At 43.3% G+C, this 19,028-nt stretch carries 17 protein-coding genes; 8 read left to right on the forward strand and 9 right to left on the reverse strand.

Going from position 1 to position 19,028, the window contains the following annotated elements:
* Window positions 1-31: 31 nt before the first annotated feature.
* From lptF to metF, 3 genes are all read left to right on the forward strand, one after another.
* Window positions 32-1,126 carry an LPS export ABC transporter permease LptF gene (gene lptF / locus LQ983_RS08565; protein ID WP_111305392.1) on the forward strand — a complete coding sequence of 365 codons (1,095 nt, stop codon included), beginning with the start codon at window positions 32-34 and terminating at the stop codon, window positions 1,124-1,126.
* 15 nt (window positions 1,127-1,141) lie between these two features.
* Window positions 1,142-2,209 carry an LPS export ABC transporter permease LptG gene (lptG, locus tag LQ983_RS08570; protein WP_111305393.1) on the forward strand — a complete coding sequence of 356 codons (1,068 nt, stop codon included), beginning with the start codon at window positions 1,142-1,144 and terminating at the stop codon, window positions 2,207-2,209.
* 172 nt (window positions 2,210-2,381) lie between these two features.
* On the forward strand, window positions 2,382-3,266 hold the full coding sequence (metF, locus tag LQ983_RS08575; protein WP_230622362.1) for a methylenetetrahydrofolate reductase: 885 nt from the start codon (window positions 2,382-2,384) through the stop codon (window positions 3,264-3,266).
* 90 nt (window positions 3,267-3,356) lie between these two features.
* Here the strand turns inward: metF and znuB are convergent, their stop codons facing one another.
* On the reverse strand, window positions 3,357-4,142 hold the full coding sequence (znuB, locus tag LQ983_RS08580; RefSeq protein WP_230622363.1) for a zinc ABC transporter permease subunit ZnuB: 786 nt from the start codon (window positions 4,140-4,142) through the stop codon (window positions 3,357-3,359).
* A gap of 11 nt (window positions 4,143-4,153) precedes the next feature.
* Window positions 4,154-4,927 (reverse strand): zinc ABC transporter ATP-binding protein ZnuC, encoded by a 774-nt coding sequence (gene znuC, locus LQ983_RS08585; protein ID WP_230622637.1) that lies wholly within the window; start codon window positions 4,925-4,927, stop codon window positions 4,154-4,156.
* 194 nt (window positions 4,928-5,121) lie between these two features.
* Here znuC and mepM point away from each other — a divergent pair, with 194 nt between their 5' ends.
* Complete coding sequence (gene mepM / locus LQ983_RS08590) at window positions 5,122-6,654, forward strand: murein DD-endopeptidase MepM (RefSeq protein ID WP_230622364.1); 1,533 nt, start codon at window positions 5,122-5,124, stop codon at window positions 6,652-6,654.
* A gap of 87 nt (window positions 6,655-6,741) precedes the next feature.
* On the opposite strand, the gene LQ983_RS08595 is transcribed toward mepM, so the two are convergent.
* The 4 genes from LQ983_RS08595 to LQ983_RS08610 all read right to left on the reverse strand — a co-directional run bounded on the left by LQ983_RS08595 (window position 6,742) and on the right by LQ983_RS08610 (window position 10,384).
* Complete coding sequence (locus LQ983_RS08595; protein ID WP_230622365.1) at window positions 6,742-7,500, reverse strand: ABC transporter ATP-binding protein; 759 nt, start codon at window positions 7,498-7,500, stop codon at window positions 6,742-6,744.
* Window positions 7,501-7,511: 11 nt separating this feature from the next.
* Window positions 7,512-8,453, reverse strand: coding sequence for an iron chelate uptake ABC transporter family permease subunit (locus tag LQ983_RS08600; protein WP_230622366.1), 942 nt, complete (start codon window positions 8,451-8,453; stop codon window positions 7,512-7,514).
* Window positions 8,443-9,408: an ABC transporter permease gene (locus LQ983_RS08605; RefSeq protein ID WP_230622367.1), complete on the reverse strand. Its 966-nt coding sequence runs from the start codon at window positions 9,406-9,408 to the stop codon at window positions 8,443-8,445. The genes LQ983_RS08600 and LQ983_RS08605 overlap by 11 nt, the downstream gene beginning before the upstream one ends.
* Before the next feature lie 76 nt (window positions 9,409-9,484).
* Window positions 9,485-10,384, reverse strand: coding sequence for a siderophore ABC transporter substrate-binding protein (locus LQ983_RS08610; protein WP_230622368.1), 900 nt, complete (start codon window positions 10,382-10,384; stop codon window positions 9,485-9,487).
* Between the two features lie 245 nt (window positions 10,385-10,629).
* Between LQ983_RS08610 and cpdB the strand changes: the two genes are divergently transcribed.
* Complete coding sequence (cpdB, locus tag LQ983_RS08615; protein ID WP_230622369.1) at window positions 10,630-12,606, forward strand: 2',3'-cyclic-nucleotide 2'-phosphodiesterase; 1,977 nt, start codon at window positions 10,630-10,632, stop codon at window positions 12,604-12,606.
* An 88-nt stretch (window positions 12,607-12,694) separates the two neighbouring features.
* On the opposite strand, the gene fdhE is transcribed toward cpdB, so the two are convergent.
* Window positions 12,695-13,612, reverse strand: a complete 918-nt coding sequence (gene fdhE, locus LQ983_RS08620) for a formate dehydrogenase accessory protein FdhE (protein ID WP_230622370.1) — start codon at window positions 13,610-13,612, stop codon at window positions 12,695-12,697.
* Window positions 13,613-13,702: 90 nt separating this feature from the next.
* Window positions 13,703-14,818, reverse strand: coding sequence for a pyridoxal phosphate-dependent aminotransferase (locus LQ983_RS08625; RefSeq protein ID WP_230622371.1), 1,116 nt, complete (start codon window positions 14,816-14,818; stop codon window positions 13,703-13,705).
* A 131-nt stretch (window positions 14,819-14,949) separates the two neighbouring features.
* Here LQ983_RS08625 and LQ983_RS08630 point away from each other — a divergent pair, with 131 nt between their 5' ends.
* The 3 genes from LQ983_RS08630 to qseC all read left to right on the forward strand — a co-directional run bounded on the left by LQ983_RS08630 (window position 14,950) and on the right by qseC (window position 17,485).
* On the forward strand, window positions 14,950-15,366 hold the full coding sequence (locus LQ983_RS08630) for a YgiW/YdeI family stress tolerance OB fold protein (protein ID WP_109128011.1): 417 nt from the start codon (window positions 14,950-14,952) through the stop codon (window positions 15,364-15,366).
* A gap of 90 nt (window positions 15,367-15,456) precedes the next feature.
* Complete coding sequence (locus LQ983_RS08635) at window positions 15,457-16,143, forward strand: response regulator (RefSeq protein WP_230622372.1); 687 nt, start codon at window positions 15,457-15,459, stop codon at window positions 16,141-16,143.
* Window positions 16,112-17,485 (forward strand): quorum sensing histidine kinase QseC, encoded by a 1,374-nt coding sequence (qseC, locus tag LQ983_RS08640; RefSeq protein ID WP_230622373.1) that lies wholly within the window; start codon window positions 16,112-16,114, stop codon window positions 17,483-17,485. The genes LQ983_RS08635 and qseC overlap by 32 nt, the downstream gene beginning before the upstream one ends.
* Before the next feature lie 150 nt (window positions 17,486-17,635).
* On the opposite strand, the gene argG is transcribed toward qseC, so the two are convergent.
* On the reverse strand, window positions 17,636-18,973 hold the full coding sequence (gene argG, locus LQ983_RS08645) for an argininosuccinate synthase (RefSeq protein WP_230622374.1): 1,338 nt from the start codon (window positions 18,971-18,973) through the stop codon (window positions 17,636-17,638).
* Between the last annotated feature and the right edge of the window lie 55 nt (window positions 18,974-19,028).

Below are 19,028 nucleotides of genomic sequence, written 5' to 3' on the forward strand. Positions count from 1 at the left end.
TGAAATAGCAAGAGAAAAATAGGCAAAAAAAGTGATTTTAACCCGATATTTAACCAAAGAAGTTTTTAAAAGCCAGATTGCGATTTTGTTCATTCTGTTGCTGATCTTTTTTTGTCAGCAGCTCGTTCGCGTACTGGGATCTGCCGCCAATGGCCAGGTGCCGGCTGATTTAGTTTTTTCTTTGCTAGGTTTAGGCATGCCGACCATGGCACAACTGATGTTGCCACTTTGTTTGTTCATTGCGATTTTGTTGACCTTGGGTCGTTTATACGCAGAAAGTGAAATTACCGTCATGCGCGCCTGTGGCGTAGGCTCAAAAATTTTAGTGAAAGTCGTTTTGATTTTATCGTTATTTACCGGGGCGTTGGCGGCATACAATGCATTATGGTTGAGTCCGTGGGCGATTAATAAACAAGTGGCGATCATTGAGGAAGCAAAGGCAAATCCGAATATGGGCGCCTTGTCTGCCGGTCAATTTATGACGGCAAATAACAGTGATTTTGTGTTGTTTATTGATGACATTCAAGAAAATCAAATTAATAACGTTTATGTATTCCAAACCCAGCCAAAAGGGCAAACTAAGCCGTCAGTCATTGTGGCGGAGCGGGGGGAATTAACATCCTTGCCAAACGGCGATCAAATCTTACGTTTGCAAAATAGTGATCGTTTTGAAGGCACCGCGATTTTACCGGATTTCCGCATCACCCATTTTGATGAATACCAAGCCTATTTAGGTCATAAAGCCGTTGAAGATGATTCAAATGAAGCAGGTGAAATGAGCCTTATGCAACTGTTAAATGCCGATACGCCAGCGATGAAAACCGAATTTCATTGGCGTTTAACGTTAATTCTTGCCGTACCGATCATGGCATTGTTAGCCGTGCCGTTAAGTCGTGTTAATCCACGCCAAGGTCGTTTTGCCAAAGTGTTACCGGCGTTATTGTTGTATTTAATTTACTTTTTATTACAAAGTTCATTGAAATCAGCCGGTGGTGCAGGCAAATTGGATGCCTCGTTATTTATGCCATTGGTGAATGGGGGCTTTTTCTTATTGGCGATTTTGCTCAACAGTTGGGATAGCGCATTCATGTATCGTATTCGTTATTCATTGAATAAAAAGCGCTAAAACAGGGATAACTGAATGAATACCTTAGAACGATATATCGGTAAAAGTATTTTAGGCACGATTTTCGCCACCTTGTTCATGTTAGTGGGATTATCTGCCATTATTAAATTTGTAGAGCAATTCCGTAGCGTGGGGAAAGGCACTTACGATATCTTGCAGGCTATTGCTTATACGGTGTTGACCATGCCGAAAGATGTAGAAACCTTTTTCCCTATGGCGGCATTGCTTGGTGCATTAATTGCCTTGGGGAATCTTGCCAGTCGTAGTGAATTAGTGGTGATGCAATCGTCAGGATTTTCACGCATACGCATCGGCATTGCGGTGATGAAAACGACTATTCCATTAGTCTTGTTGACAATGGTGATTGGTGAATGGGGAATCCCACAAACCGAGCAATTTGCGCGTGATATGCGATCCAAAGCGATTTCCGGCGGTTCTATGCTTTCGGTGAAAAATGGCATTTGGGCAAAAGACGGCAATAATTTCGTGTATGTGCGTAGCATTTCTGATGATGTGGAATTGAACGATATTTATATTTATACCTTCAATGAACAACGCCAATTAGAAAAAATGAAACATGCGAATCAAGCGTCTTTTAACAATGGCAAATGGACGTTACGACAAGTCAATGAATCCCGTATTCAACCCGATGAAGTGGTGACTATCAATCGTTTAAATGAAGACTGGGAGACCAACTTAACGCCGGATAAACTAGGTGTGGCATCATTGCGTCCAACATCATTGTCTATTTCGGGGTTATCGAATTACATCGCCTTCCTGAAAGAAACCGGACAGGATTCCAGAAATTTCGAGTTGACCTATTGGCGTAAATTGCTCCAACCGGTTTCTGTAGGCGTGATGATGATGTTGGCGTTGTCCTTTATTTTTGGTCCGTTGCGTAGCGTGACTGCCGGTGCACGTATTCTTATCGGAATTTCTTTCGGCTTCTTGTTTTATGTGGTGAATGAGTTATTTGGTAAATTCAGCTTAGTGTATAACAGCACACCGCTTATTGGCGCCTTGATGCCAAGTGTACTGTTCCTGCTGATTACTTGGTGGCTGTTGGCGCGGCGTCGCAATTAGACAAAAGTGCGGTAAGAAAAAACAATGTTTTTAAAGCCTGTGATTGTCACAGGCTTTTTATGCTAAACATTAATTTCATTCATTCAATGAATGAAATATTTGAAATTGACACATATTCCCTTTCTCTTTAATTTAACCAATATATTTGACAGATTTGAAATGAGGTAACTTTATGAGTTATGCAAAAGAAATTGATAATTTAAACCAACACTTAGCCGATCTGAACGGCAAAATTAACGTTTCCTTTGAATTTTTCCCACCTAAAAATGAAAAAATGGAAAATATTTTGTGGGAATCCATTCATCGTTTAAAAGTCTTAAAGCCAAAATTTGTTTCTGTGACTTACGGGGCAAACTCCGGTGAACGTGAACGTACGCACGGTGTTGTAAAACATATTAAACAGGAAACCGGTTTAGAAGCGGCACCGCATTTAACTGGCATTGATGCGACACCGGATGAATTACGTCGCATTGCAAAAGACTATTGGGATAGTGGCATTCGACGTATTGTGGCGTTACGTGGTGATGAGCCGAAAGGTTATGAGAAAAAGCCTTTTTATGCCGCAGATTTAGTGACATTGCTCCGTGAAGTAGCGGACTTTGATATTTCCGTTGCTGCCTATCCGGAAGTGCACCCGGAAGCAAAATCAGCACAAGCGGACTTAATCAATTTAAAACGTAAAATTGATGCCGGCGCTAATCACGTGATTACGCAATTCTTCTTTGACATCGATAGCTATTTGCGTTTCCGTGACCGCTGTGCCTCTATTGGCATTGATGCAGAAATCGTGCCGGGCATTTTACCGGTCACTAACTTCAAACAGCTTCAAAAAATGGCCGAAATTACCAATGTGAAAATTCCTACCTGGATGGCGAAAATGTATGACGGGTTAGATGACGACCAAACGACCCGTAATTTAGTGGCGGCAAGTATCGCTATGGATATGGTGCGCGTATTATCTCGTGAAGGCGTAAAAGACTTCCACTTCTACACCTTAAACCGTAGTGAACTTACTTACGCGATTTGCCATACGTTAGGGATTCGTCCAACGTTGTAATTTAAAAAAATGAAAAAAAGCGACCGCACTTTAGATTTTCCTCTTAAAGTGCGGTCGTTTTTTTATGTATTGATTGTGGTGAATGCAAATTTAATTCGGTTCTTTTTTCAGTAATGAACACAAAAAGAGAAAGGTCGAGCAAATGACGACGGAGGGGCCTGCGGCGGTATCGTAATAGGCGGATAAGGTTAATCCCATGGAAACCGCGAGCATGCTAACAAGCACGGCAACGCCAACCATGCTTTCCGGTGTGCGGGCAAAGCGCTTGGCGGCGGCTGCCGGAATGATAAGGAGCGAGGTGATAATTAATGCACCGACAAATTTCATACTTAAGGCAATGGTTAATGCTGTTAATATCATCAGAATAAAACGCATTCTTTTCACGTTAATGCCTTCCACTTGAGCCAACTCCGGGCTGATCGTGGTGGAAATTAGCGGTTTCCAAAAATAGATTAATGCAGCAAGTACGACAATGGCGCCAAGACTGATGTAAATGAGATCGTCATAAGTGATAGCCAGTAAATCGCCGAATAAATAGGACATTAAATCGACCCGCACATTTTGGAGTAAACCGACCGTGACAACGCCGATAGAAAGACAGCTATGGGCAATAATGCCAAGCAACGTATCCACAGAAAATTGCGTATTATTTTCCAACCAAACCATGGCAATGGAAAGCAAGACTGTGAGGACTAAAATGGCGATATAAGGGTTAATTTGTAAAAAAATACCAAGCGCAACACCCAATAACGCCGAGTGGGAAAGTGTATCGCCGAAATAAGCCATTTTACGCCAGACCACAAATGCCCCGAGCGGAGCCGTAATCAGCGAAAGTACCATACCTGTAATCCAGGCGGGAAAAAGAATATCAAACATAATATGAATCGTTAGTGTGAATGGGGCGATTCCATGCCGCAAATGTCGCCGTGCATATCATGACGATGATTGTGGTGATGGGTATAAACCGCAATATTTTTAGAAAACTGATCGCCGAAAAAGTGAATAAACGTTGGATCGTTTGAAACAGTTTCAGGCGTGCCGGCGCAACAAATATGCTGGTTAATACACAGCACTTCGTTAGTGTCAGCCATGACAATATGTAAATCATGCGACACCATCAAAATTGCACAATTTAATTTTTCACGGGTCTGCTGAATCAGTTGATAAAGCTCTGCCTGACCGGTCATATCTACGCCCTGAGTGGGTTCGTCTAACACCAATAAATTGGGTTTGTTTAAAATCGCTCGTGCCAGTAAAACCCGTTGCATTTCTCCACCGGAAAGTTTTTGCATACTGTTGTGAATGAGATGGCTAATGGACAACAACGTCGTGGTATCTTGGATATCCTGCCGAGAAATTCCTTTTTTTAAGGATAAAAACTTTTCAACGGTAATGGGTAAGTTATGGTCTAAATGAATCTTTTGCGGGACGTAACCAATACGAATATTTTTGTTGTAACGCACAGATCCAGAAGTCGGTTGTTGTAGTTTAAGTAAGACTTTTAATAGTGTGGATTTACCACCGCCGTTGGGCCCTACGATAGTAATAATCGAGTTTGGGTAAATGGTGAGGTTAATATGACTGAGTGCGACTTGTTGCCCGTATTTTACATTGATGTCTTTTAATTCGACTAAGGGCACTTTTATTGCATTGATTTGCATGATGGGTTCTATTTGAGATTTCATTGGAGAAAAATTGCGCTAAAAATAGCTTATTTTTTATGATTTAACAAGTTCCCCGATAATTTATGTGTATAATTGCGCCGTTTGTCAGGAATTTCGCTTTATCCGTTGAATTTTTTTATTTTTATTGAGTCCATAAGTAAACTTAGTTTATCCGTTGTAAGGAAACCACAGTGGTACAACACGTAAAATTAGCAAGAGAACGTCGCCAAAGAAAGTCGCGTATTAAAGCGCTTATTTTCTTTTTGGCGCTTTTGTTGATTTTTATCGGCTTTTTTCTGCATTTAAATGACACCGCAGAAGATAAAATCGAAAGTGTTAAAAATCCCACCTATTCCAACCTTTCGACCCAAAATACACTTTCTGATACGAATCATCTACTTCAGGAAATTCTCTCGTTAGGTGAGCTTTATCCTGTTTCTTCCTATGTCGTTTCTTTTACCAATGAAGCTATTCAAGAAACACAAATTTTAGCCGACACCTTTAACCTCAATGCTGTAGATGAGGCCACTTCTTATGAGGATGATGTGGGGAAAGACGATGAATCGGAAGAAGTCAAAACCCATGATGAATTTGATGATCTGGATACATTGCCAAGTGATGCGAAAGATGCTGTCGTGAATATTTTAGATGTGGCGGATCAAGCGATGAGAATCAAAGATCAATTTAGTCATACCGTTGTTAAGGGTGATACCTTAAAGGATATATTAGAACTTTCCGGTTTAGAAGATGACACCAGCAAACAACTGATTGCCGCTTATCCTGAGCTCAACCATCTGCAAGCGGGACAACAATTCTATTGGATTTTAAATAATGACGGTGAATTAGAATATTTGAATTGGCTAGTTTCACAGAAAAAAGAGCACATTTACGAATTACAGCCAGAAGGTAAATTTAACCGCCAGATTTTAGAAAAGAAAAGCGTTTGGATGCGAGAAGTGCTACGTGGTGAAATGGATGGTTCTTTCGTTAATAGTTTGAAAAAATTAGGTTTAGATAATCGTCAAATTTATCAACTGACTTCTGCGTTACAGTGGCAGGTGAGTTTAAAACAACTGAAAAAAGACACCAAGATATCGATTTTAGTTTCTCGCGAATATCTAGAAGAGAAGCGTACCGGTCAAGGTAACGTAGAAGCCATTCATATTATGACTGGAGGAAAAGGTTATTACGCGATTCAAGCGGCGAACGGACGTTATTATAACCGCCAAGGGGAAACCTTAGGTAAAGGGTTCTCACGTTATCCATTGCAACGTCAAGCGCGCGTATCTTCACCGTTTAACCCGCGTCGTCTTCACCCTGTTACAGGTCGTATTGCGCCACATAAAGGCGTGGATTTTTCTATGCCGATAGGCACGCCGGTTATTGCACCGGCAGATGGTACGGTAGAAAAAATTGCGTATCAGGCAAATGGTGCCGGTCGCTATGTGGTCATTCGTCATTCTCGAGAATACCAAACCGTGTATATGCACTTGAGCCGTCCGTTGGTGAAAGCCGGGCAAAGTGTGAAGAAAGGGGAGCGTATTGCATTGTCGGGGAATACCGGTCGCTCAACCGGCCCGCACTTACACTATGAATTTCATATTAACGGACGCCCTGTGAATCCGCTTACGGTCAAACTTCCGGGAGGAAGCAGCGGTATGGCAACGGCTGAACGTAAAGAATTCCTTGTCAAAGCCAATGAAGTAGAACGCTTGTTACGTTAGTTTTGAAAGTGCGGTGGTTTTTCCAGCTGTTTTAAAAACGTTGTGAAAATCGACCGCACTTTTTTATAAAAGTCGTACCACCATTTATCAAATATGATGTATCACTAATCTTTTCCCTTGATAATCCAACACGTCTGCATCCAAATTAAACACTGATTTTAAGTTTTCTTTCGTGATAATTTCGGTAGGTGTGCCAATCATTGCGATTTCACCGTTTTTCATGGCAACAATCGTGTCAGCGTAGGCGGCCGCCATATTGATGTCATGCACCACCATTACCGTTGTCAGTGCCAGTTCATCGGTCAGTTGGCGTAGCAAGCGCATGAGCTCGCGGGCGTGGAACATATCAAGATTATTTAAAGGTTCATCAAGCAGTACATGATCGGTTTTTTGACAGAAGGTCATGGCAATCAGGGTGCGTTGACGTTGACCGCCGGAAAGTTCGCTAAGAAAACGATTAGCTAAGGGTGCTAATTCAAAACGCTGTAAGGCATCGCGGATAATGGCATTGTCTTCTTCCGTCGGACGCCCCTGATGGTGCGGATAACGGCCGAAAATCAACAAATCTTTTACCGTAATGCGACTATGAATCACATTATCTTGGGTCAGAATTGCCAGGTTTTGCGCAATTGTGCGTGATGGCGTGGTGCCAATATCCATATCATTTAGCCAAATTTGCCCTTGTTGAATCGGATTTAAGCGCGCAACCAAAGAGAGTAGCGTGGATTTACCGGCACCATTAGCGCCGATTAATGCGGTAATACCACCGTTTGGGATGGTGAGATTAATGTTATTTAAAATCGTCGCTTGATTAATTTTATAGGTTATATTTTCAATTTTTATCACAAGAAATTCCTTTATTTTGCCCGTCTTAACATCAAATAGATAAACACCAATCCACCGAGAAATTCGATAACTACGCTAAGCACACCCTGCATCTTCATTACCTGTTCGAACACGGCTTGACCGCTTACTAATGTGATGGCCGACACCATAAACGTCATTGGGATGCGAATGCTGTGGTGCATGGTCGGGCTGATGGCATTGACGATGGCACATACCAATAAGCCTAAAAACAGAATCGGTCCCACAAGTGCGGTGGAAATTGACACTAAAAATGCGCAGCAAATGAGTAATTGGCGGCTGAACTGATGATATTCCAAGCCTAATCCGATAGCGCGTTCACGCCCCAGTAGTAGTACATCTAATTTAAAACGTTGTTGCCAAATCCACAGGGCGCTGACCAATGTAATGACAGTACCAATCCATAATAAGGTTGGGTTCACCGTGTTAAAGCTGGCAAAGGAAGATCCTTGTGCGACGGCGAATTCATTGGGATCTATCATGCGCTGTAGCAGGTTATTTACACTGCGGAAAAGCACACCGAAAATAATCCCTACCAAAATCATGCGGGCAAGATCGCTGTTGTTTTTGCTGAGTGTACGGAATAACAGGAGTGCGCCAAGCAACATAAGCAAAGTTTCAAAAGCAAATTTGCCGGCCACATTGAGTTGTGTAAATCCAATCCCGCCGAAGAGAAACACTAAAATGCTTTGCACCAATAAATATAAGGAGTCGAAGCCTAAAATACTGGGTGTTAGAATCGGGTTATTGGTTAAGGTTTGGAATAGCAATGTAGATATGCCAATGGTGTAGGCCATCATCAGCAATAACAACAGTTTCTTTCCACGAAACGGCAAAATGAAATCCCAGTTACCATTGGCGTGATAGGTCATAAAAAAGACGCAAGCAAACGTGAGTAGGGCACAGAGTAATAACATGACGCGATTATTTTGCATTGGCTTTCCCCTTAAATAACAAATAGAGGAAAATCAATGTGCCGACAATGCCGAAAATGGTCGAAATCGGTACTTCATAAGGTGCGTTAATGACTCGACCTATAATGTCACAAACCAAGACCAAATTGGCGCCGAGCAATACAACCGAAGGCAGATTTTGGCGTAATCGGTCACCGGCTAAGCGGGAAATAATATTGGGGACAACCAAACCAATAAAAGGAATTTGCCCAACGGTGACTACGACTACCGCGGTAATCATCGCCACTACAATTAACGCAAACCACGTCATTTGACGATAATTAATCCCTAAGCCGGTACTGATATTTTTCCCCAGTCCGGTAATGCTCAGACGATCGGCCATAATATAAACCACTACGGCAAGGGCGGCAGTGAGCCATAATAATTCATAACGTCCTGCCAAGATGCCGGAAAAATCGCCGGAAAACCAAATGGACAAGGTTTGTAAGCTGTCTGTTTCGTAGGCAATAAAGGTGGTCATCGCCTCAATAATATTGCCGAACACAATCCCCACCAACGGCACCATGAGACGTTGATGTGGCGGCAATTGCTGTAACAATAAGGTAAAAATGCCCATGCCGATGAGTGCGGAGACGGTGGCGAAGGACATTTTGAGAAGCAAGGCGGCGCTTGGAAATAATAGGCTGGTTAATAAAATCCCCAATGCCGCGCTTTGACTGGCGCCGATCATGCCCGGTTCAATAAAGCGATTTTTTAAGACAATTTGTAATACCATGCCTGCCACGCCAAGGGTCGCGCCCACTAAAATGACGGCGAAGGTACGAGGCAAGCGACTGACTAACAGGACTTGCATTTGTTCCGGCTGAGAAAAAAATTGAGACCAATGAAAATCGGCTACGCCCACGGTAATGCTTAATGCGGCGAGTAATACAAGAATGAAAAAATTTATCCGATTTAGGGTAAAAATATTCGACATGGCGTTTTTTTAGGCAATAAAAAGTTCTCTTCATTATTGCCTTAGTTTGACACAATGAAGAGAACGATAAGCGTGATTATTTTTTCTCGAAAGCGGCTTTAATCGCGTTTAAGTCCGTTTTTAATTGTTCCGCACCGCCCGGGGCTAGGTAGGAAGCGCTACTGAGATAAACGACATGCCCGTTTTTCCAGGCTTTAGTGCGACGAACCAATTCATTATCCAACACGTCTTTGGCGGTTTTACCCTCTTCGCCAATAGCAGAAATGCGATCTAACACAAACAACCAGTCAGGATTAGTTTTTTCAATAAACTCAAAGCTTGCCGGTTGGCCATGACCGGTACCTTTAATACTCGGATCCGCCATTGGTACGCCAAGTTCATCATGAATAAAACTTAAACGATAACCGCTACCGAATGCGGAAATTTTGCCACCGTTGACTAAAATAATTAAACCGTTGCCTTTGTCTTTCACGGCGGCTTTAGTGTCTTTTAATAAGGTTTCCAATTCACCTTTTAACTTGTCTGCTGCCGCTTGTTTATCAAATAAACGGCCGAAACTGTCAATACGTTGAATGCCGCTTTCCACTAATTTATTGCCGTTATCGGTTAAATCGATCGTTTTTGCAATGGCGCTGACATCATCAAATTTTTTTGCTGTGCGGGTGCCAACAATAATTAAGTCTGGTTTTAATTCATTTAAGGCCTCTAAATTGGGTTCAAAAATAGTACCGACATTTTTGGCTTTTTCTAGTGTTGGTTTTAAATAAGGAAGTATTTTGCCGACATCCGCCGCACCATCTACTTTCACACCTAATGCTTGCAAGGTATCAAGGCTTCCCGTATCAAATACTGCAATTTTGGCTGGCGGTGCTGCTAATGTCACTTCTCCTCGTGCCGTTGGAATGGTAATTTCTTTTGCGCAAGTAGAGACAGCGATGGTGATGCAACTTAATGCTAATAATGTTTTTTTCAACATTCTAAAACCTCTTTATTTGAAATTGAAAATTATTCTCATGTATTCTATCTCAATTTAGCAAAAGGTAAATGTAAATGTTGGAAAAAATCGTTATTTCTCAATGCGGAGAAGAAGATGGAAAGATAAAAGTGCGGTTAAAAAAACGGATATTTTTCTGACCGCACTTTTCCTTTCAAAGCTCCCTCAATTTCCTTACAATAACGCCGTATTTTTTCAACCCATTTCCCCTAATGAAGGAGTTTATTATGATGAATAGAAGACGTTTTATTCAAATCGGTGCGACCAGCGTGTTGGCGCTCAGTTGCCATCGCATGGCGTTCGCGAAAAGCGATAATCAAGTCGATTTACGCATTATCGGTACCACCGATATTCACAGTTTCTTGACGGATTTTGACTATTACAAAGACGTGCCGACAGAGAAATTCGGGTTTACTCGTGCAGCAAGTTTGATTCGTCAAGCTCGTGCAGAAGTGAAAAACAGTGTGTTGGTGGATAACGGCGATTTGATTCAAGGCAACCCGATTGCTGATTATCAAGCCGCGGTGGGCTATAAAGAAGGCAAATCAAACCCGGCGGTGGATTGCTTAAATGCCATGCATTATGAAGTAGGCACATTGGGTAACCACGAGTTTAACTACGGTTTGGATTATTTGGCTGATGCCATCAAACAGGCGAAGTTCCCGATTGTGAACGCCAACGTGGTGAAAGCAGGAACTGAGGAGCCTTATTACACACCTTACGTGATTCAGGAAAAAACGGTGGTGGACAACAAAGGCAAGTCGCATAAGCTAAAAATCGGTTATATCGGTTTTGTGCCGCCGCAAATTATGGTGTGGGATAAAGCCAATTTAACGGGCAAAGTGGAAACCCGTGACATTGTAAAAAGTGCGCAAAAATATGTGCCGGAAATGAAGAAAAAAGGCGCGGATATTATCGTCGCATTGGCGCATACCGGCCCATCCGATGAGCCGTATCATGAAGGTGCAGAAAACTCCGCGTTCTATCTTGCCGATGTGCCGCACATTGATGCGGTGATTTTCGGTCACTCCCACCGCTTGTTCCCGAATAAAGAATTTGCCAAATCACCGAACGCAGATATTGCTAAAGGTACCGTAAAAGGCGTGCCGGAAAGTATGGCAGGTTACTGGGCGAACAATATCAGTGTCGTGGATTTGGTGTTGAGCGAGCATAACGGCAAATGGATTGTGACCGACGGCAAAGCGGTATTGCGTCCAATTTATGATGCGGAAAATAAAAAGGCATTGGCAGAAAATGACCCGGAAATGACCGCACTTTTAAAAGAAACCCATGAAGCGACCCGTAAATTCGTGGCACAGCCGATTGGTAAAGCGACCGATAATATGTATAGCTATTTGGCATTGGTGCAAGATGACCCAACCATTCAAATTGTTAACCAAGCGCAAAAAGCTTATGTGGAAAAAGTTGCCCCAAGCGTACCTGCCATGGCTGGCTTGCCAATTTTAAGTGCGGGCGCACCGTTTAAAGCGGGCGGACGTAAAAATGATCCGACAGGCTACACCGAAGTGAACAAAGGCGAGTTAACGTTCCGCAATGCGGCAGATTTATATTTGTATCCGAATACCTTAGTGGTCGTGAAAGTCAGCGGCGAACAGCTGAAAGAATGGTTGGAGTGCAGCGCGGGGATGTTTAAACAAATCGATCCGGCAAGTGATAAACCACAATCTTTATTGGATTGGGAAGGCTTCCGCACATATAACTTCGATGTGATCGACGGTGTCAATTATGAATACGATTTAACCCAACTGCCACGTTATGACGGCGAGTGCAAGTTAATCAATCCGGATGCCCACCGCGTGGTGAATCTGACTTACCAAGGCAAACCGGTGGATCCGAAAGCGGAATTTTTAATCGCCACCAATAACTACCGTGCTTACGGTAATAAATTTCCGGGCACCGGCGACAAGCACATTGTTTACGCTGCGCCGGATGAAAACCGTCAAGTGTTGGCAGATTACATCAAAGCTACCAGTGAAAAAGACGGCGCAGTGAATCCACGTGCCGACAAGAACTGGCGCTTCGTACCAATTAAAGGCAATGATAAATTAGATGTCCGCTTTGAAACGTCACCAAGTGAACAAACGGCACAATTTATCAAAGAAAACGCCCAATACCCAATGAAACAAGTAGGTACTGATGAAGTGGGCTTTGCCGTGTATCAAATTGATTTATCAGGCAAATAATTCTCCCAAAATAAAAGGCATCTGATGGATGCCTTTTTTATTGTTAAAGTGCGGTGGTTTTTTCACATGTTTTTTGAATGGTTTTGATTTATTCCGCCGGGAACACAAACGGATTCAAACCGCTTTTCATAAAGCCTTTTTTCTCCATTTCCATATCCAAAAAGATAGACGCTAAATCATCAGCAATCACTTCCATTTTCGGATCTTTTTCTTGGTATAAGGCTTTAAGGTAGCTGTGGCAGCTTCCACAACTTTCGCTACGAACCGCCGCTAAATGCTCATCAAGGGACCAATAATCCAAATCGCTGCTTTCTCCGCAGTTCGTGCATTGTGTGCGAACCATATTCCATTCGCTTTCACATAAAGAACAGTGCATGTAGCGCAAGCCTTGATTTGTACCTAAATGAATCATGCTGGCCGTTGGAGAGGCGCTGCAAACCGGGCAAAGATGTAAATCTTCGGTACTTTCTTGTTTGGCGTTGTGCGGAATTTGTTGCACTAATTGGAACCAATACAAGGATAATGCCGCCCATACAAACACCGCTTTATCGCTGGAAATAGTGGCAAATTCTTGCGCCAAGACGTTATCGGCAAGGTCTTCCAATTCACTGTCAGCGGCTTTTTCTAACCATTCGATGGTGGTGAGAATTTGGTCGTTGGCAGAGGGTTTCAATTTTTCTAAAAGTGCGGTCAATAATTTGCGCCAAATTGGGTCGCGCTGCCAGTTTTTCACATCTAGCGGTTTATTTGCTAATTGTTCACCGGAAAGTGCTTGTAATCGCGGATCTTGTGGAATCGGTATGGTTTCAAGCAAGGCTAACTGCGCATCGGCAATCGCGGCGGCAAACAACAGATAATCAGCGAGTGGATGATCCTGCGCTAATTCTCTTAAACGTGCGGCACGGCGTTGATATAAGTTTTTAGGGTTGGAAAACAACAGCGGCGGCGCAGTATAAGAGGCTGCCGCTTGTTTAATTTCATTTTCAGGTAGAATTCGAATACTCATAATTTTAGGGCTTATTGTTAATAGAAAGTGAAAATTCATGCCTATTATAGGCGCATAAATTTACTGTTCAATGACCGAAACGGGTAATTTTTATTTATTTGCCAGCCATTGTTTAATGCGGTTTACCCCTTCTTGCAAATGCTCGATGTTGCGTGTGTAAGCAAAACGTAAATAATGTTTCGTGCCGTTTTGCCCAAAATCAATGCCCGGCGTGGTGGCGACCTGAATTTCATGGAGCATTTGTTTGGCAAATTCATAGCTGTCATTAGTGTATTTGGATACATCCGCCCACAAATAAAAAGCGCCTTGCGGTTTAAATTCAATGGTAAAAATGTCTTTTAAGGCGTTATATAAAAAATCGCGACGCGCTTGGAATTGCTGTTTTACCTGCGCAAGATGGGCTTCATCAAAGGCTTCTAATGCCGCATATTGGCTTAATGTCGGTGCAGAAATAAAGATATTTTGCGCAATGATTTCAGCTTCACGCACTTTATCTTCCGGCACGATAATCCAGCCTAAACGTAAGCCCGGCATACAGAAATATTTAGAAAAACCGTTGATGACATACGCCTTGTCGTTAAATTGCAAGGCGGTTGCAGCAGTTTCGTCATACACCAACCCGTGATACAACTCATCGGAAATAAACGCAATGTCGTGTTCACGACAATAGTCGTTAAGCGCTTTCAAGCGTTCGGTGGTGTAAATATTGCCTGTCGGGTTTGCCGGCGAGGAAATTTGTAGGGCTTTAATTTGATGGCGTTTTAATTGCTCCACGCTTAATTGATAACAATCCTGTTTATCTACCGGCATGAATTCCGGCTGAATATCCATCATATAAGCAAAATTTTTATAGCAAGGATAAGACGGATCCGTTAAACCTAATTTGTCCCCGTGATTTAAGGTGAGGGCATAAGCCACTAGGAATGCCCCGCTGGTGCCCGGAGTAAGTAAAATCCGATTCGGGTTGATTTTCACCTGATAAGTGCGGTCATAATACGCGGCGATTTTTTCTCGCAACGCCAGAAGCCCGAGGCTTTCTGTGTAACTGAATTGATTGTGTTGCACGGCATTTTGCAGTGCGGCTTTGACCTTATCGGAAGGCGGTAAATCCGGCTGACCGATTTCAAAATGAATGGCGTTCGGGTATTTCGCCGCTTCTCGTACAATATCCATCACAATAAAAGCGGACATGTTGTCGTAACGCATAATATTTCCTTTTTTCTCTTTTTTTTAGAAAATTTTAAGCTTCTTAATCTTTTCTTAATTTTTACTTGATTTAATTACTCGCAACAAAGCAAGGGGCTTTGTGATAATGAACTTTACGAAGGAGATTTCAAATGAAAAAACGTAGTTTAGCAACAATTTTCGTATTAGCAACCGTTGCCGCAAGCGGTGCCTTTGCCCAAGGCGGTTTCCAAGATCCTAATGCGTCACAAGTACAACACCATCAAAAAGGGGATTTTAAACGTGGTGGGTTTGTTAATGGCGAACAAACACTAAGCAAAGCAGCAGACGCCACTTCGTGGGTTGACGATCAATATGTGATTTTACAAGGCAATATCGTTAAACAAGTGGGTAAAGATGACTATATTTTCAAAGATGCCAGCGGTGAACTCCAAGTGGAAATCGACCGTAAAGCATGGCGTGGTCAGGATATTTCCCCAAGCGATGAAGTGAAACTTTACGGCGAAGTGGATAAATCTTGGAATAAAACGGAAGTGGATATTGATCGTGTCGAAAAAATTGTAAAATAATCCGACCAAAAACAGAAAGTGGTGATGAGCCACTTTTTGTTTATTTTGATGATAGCGATTTCTCAAGTGAAAAGTGCGGTGATTTTTTTTATGCGAATTTTATTGATCGAAGACGATGCGCTTATTGGCAACGGCATTCAAATCGGTTTGACCAAATCGGGCTTTGCGGTGGATTGGTTTACTGACGGCAAAAGCGGATTGGCGGCAGCACAAGGCGCACCTTATGATGCGGTGGTGTTAGATTTAACCTTGCCGAAAATGGATGGATTAGACGTGCTACAGGCATGGCGTAAAAACGGGCAGGATGTGCCTGTGTTGATTTTAACGGCGCGAGATACCTTAGATGAACGCATTACGGGCTTACAACGTGGCGCAGACGATTATTTATGCAAGCCGTTTGCGCTGGCGGAAGTGGTGGCACGATTGCAAGCGTTGATTCGTCGTCGTTATGGACACGCCAGTCCGATTATTCAGCATAGCTGTGTCAAATTCGATCCGAATCAACGCAAAGTATTATTGAACGACCAAGAAATTGCATTAACCACGCGCGAATACAAACTGCTTGAGCTGTTTATGCTGAATAAAGAACGCGTCCTCACCCGTGATTTTATTGAAGAAAAACTTTATAACTGGGATGACGAAGTCAACAGCAATGCCTTGGAAGTGCATATTTATAATTTGCGCCAAAAACTCGGTAAACAATTTATTCGCACCGTGCATGGCGTGGGCTATGCCTTAGGAAAAAATGATGAAGAAACTGAATTGGCACAAGCGTAGCCTCCGTTTTCGATTAATTGCCACCTTGTCTCTGGCATCGATTTTCGTGTGGTTGCTTTCCACGGCAGTGGCGTGGTTTCAAGTCCGTAAAGAAGTGAACCAAGTCTTTGATGCACAACAAATCCTCTTTGCTGAACGGCTAGCTTCCTCTGACTTACGGAATCTTTTAATGGAACGCCATGATAAAGAGAAACCACGCCGTCCTTTTAAAAAGCACCGCTTTGATGATGATGCCCTAGCCTTTGCGATTTTTACTCCCGACGGCAATATCGTGCTTAGCGATGGTGAAAATGGTGAGAATTTTATTTATGCGCCGAAAAAAGGCTTTTCGGTCAGTAAAATTCGTGAGGACGATGATGACTGGCGTATTTTTTGGCTTCCTGTTGCTGGGGGGCGTTTGCTGGTTGCCGTGGGACAAGAGCTGGAATATCGAGATGATCTCATCAATCAAATGGTCTTCGGACAAATGTGGATTTGGTTTGCCGGTTTGCCGTTTTTATTGGCGGCACTCGGATTGATTATCCGCCGAGAATTACGCAGCCTAAAAGCCGTGGGCGAACAAGTGGCAAAACGCTTGCCTGACGACACGTCGTTGTTACCGACCGACAACCTACCAACGGAAATCTTGCCGTTAATTCAAAATTTGAATCAATTTTTTGACCGCACTTCTGCCACCTTATTGCGTGAACGTCGTTTTACGTCCGATGCCGCCCATGAATTGCGCAGCCCGCTTGCCGCTTTGCGTATTCAAACGGAAGTGGCACAACTTGCCGGTGATGACGCCCACTTACGTGAACAGGCATTGGAAAATCTGACCAAAGGCATCGATCGCGCAACCCAGCTGATCGAGCAATTATTAACCCTTTCTCGCTTGGATAATTTGAAAGAACTGGAGAATTTACAGGAAATTCATTGGGAACAGTTGATTCCGTCGCTGATGGGGGAATTGTATTTTCATGCGGAAAAACACCAAATCACGTTGGCATTTGAGCCCGTCGCCGCGCCTCCGGTAAAAATGGGGCAGCCGTTGTTGTTGGCGCTTATGCTGCGTAATCTGATAGACAACGCCATTCGTTATTGCCCGACGGGGAGTCAGGTTAAAGTGCGGTTGGAAAAAAACAAGATTTTGGTGGAAGACAACGGTGGCGGTGTGGATGAGGCGGATCTGGCTAAACTCGGTCAACGGTTCTATCGCCCCGCCGGCCAAAACGAAAAAGGCAGCGGTTTGGGCTTGTCTATTGTTCGCCGCATTGCCGAATTGCATCATTACCAACTCAACCTTTCTAACCGTAAAAATGCTGCCGGTGAACGCATCGGTTTGTGTGCGGAGATTTTGTTGTAAGTCGATAAAAAGACGGGGCTAAAAGTGCGGTGAATTTTCTCCGCACTTTTTTGTTTGATGCTGTTGAATGGGTTTTATGAAAATAAAAAAGCAAGCCAAAGGGCTTGCTTTTTTTTTTCGCTGTCAAGTGCGGTTCCCAAAGAGAACGTTTTACGCTTTTTTGTATAATTGCGGTAACGCAGAATCTTTGTTTGTCGCCAGTAAACCGGTGCGGGAATAGATACCGAGTTTGTCGCGGGTGTCGGTGATATCAAGGTTACGCATGGTTAATTGACCAATACGATCGACCGGATCAAACGGTGCATTTTCCACTTTTTCCATACTCAAACGTTCCGGATGGTAGGTTAAATTCGGCGATTCGGTGTTGAGTAAGGAATAGTCGTTACCACGACGTAGCTCTAAAGTTACTTCACCGGTAACCGCGCGAGCCACCCAACGTTGAGCGGTTTCGCGCAACATTAAGGCTTGCGGATCGAACCAACGACCTTGGTATAACAAACGACCTAAACGGATACCGTTGATGCGGTATTGTTCAATGGTGTCTTCGTTGTGGATGCCGGTCACTAAACGTTCGTAAGCGATGTGCAATAATGCCATCCCCGGGGCTTCGTAGATGCCGCGAGATTTCGCCTCAATGATACGGTTTTCGATTTGGTCGGACATCCCTAAGCCGTGACGACCACCAATGCGGTTGGCTTCAAGGAACAATTCTACGATGTTGTCGAAGGTTTTGCCGTTTAATGCCACCGGGATGCCTTCTTCAAAACGCACCGTCACTTCTTCTGCTTTGATTTGTACATCTTCACGCCAGAATGGTACGCCCATGATTGGGTTGACGATACGAATGCCGGAATTTAAGAATTCCAAGTCTTTTGCCTCGTGAGTCGCGCCAAGCATGTTGGAGTCGGTGGAATAGGCTTTTTCGACAGACATTTTGTAATCAAAGCCGTTTTCAATTAAGAAGTTAGACATCTCAAAACGGCCGCCCAATTCATCGATGAATTTTTGATCCAACCAAGGTTTATAAATTTTTAAATTTGGGTTGGTCATTAAGCCGTAACGATAGAAACGTTCGATGTCGTTGCCTTTGTAAGTACTGCCATCGCCCCAAATATTGACATCATCTTCTTTCATGGCGGAGACCAACATGGTGCCGGTCACCGCTCGACCTAATGGAGTGGTGTTGAAATAAGTCAAACCACCTGTCGTCACGTGAAACGCACCGCATTGGATCGCTGCAATGCCTTCTTGAGCTAATTGCGTGCGGCAGTCGATTAAGCGGGCCATTTCTGCGCCATATTCTTTGGCTTTGCGCGGAATAGCCTCGTAATCGTCTTCATCCGGTTGGCCAAGGTTCGCGGTGTAAGCGCAAGGAATGGCGCCGTGTTGACGCATCCAAAGTAGTGCCGCGCTGGTGTCTAAGCCACCGGAAAAGGCGATACCGACTTTTTCACCTTTGGGTAAGTGTTGCAAAATGGTATTTGACATATTTTCTTTCCTTATCTGTGTTTGTTTGGGTTAATGGGGTTAATAAAACGGCGTT

The sequence above is a fragment of the Aggregatibacter sp. Marseille-P9115 genome (assembly GCF_920939465.1).
In the GTDB taxonomy this organism is placed as follows: domain Bacteria; phylum Pseudomonadota; class Gammaproteobacteria; order Enterobacterales; family Pasteurellaceae; genus Aggregatibacter; species Aggregatibacter segnis_B.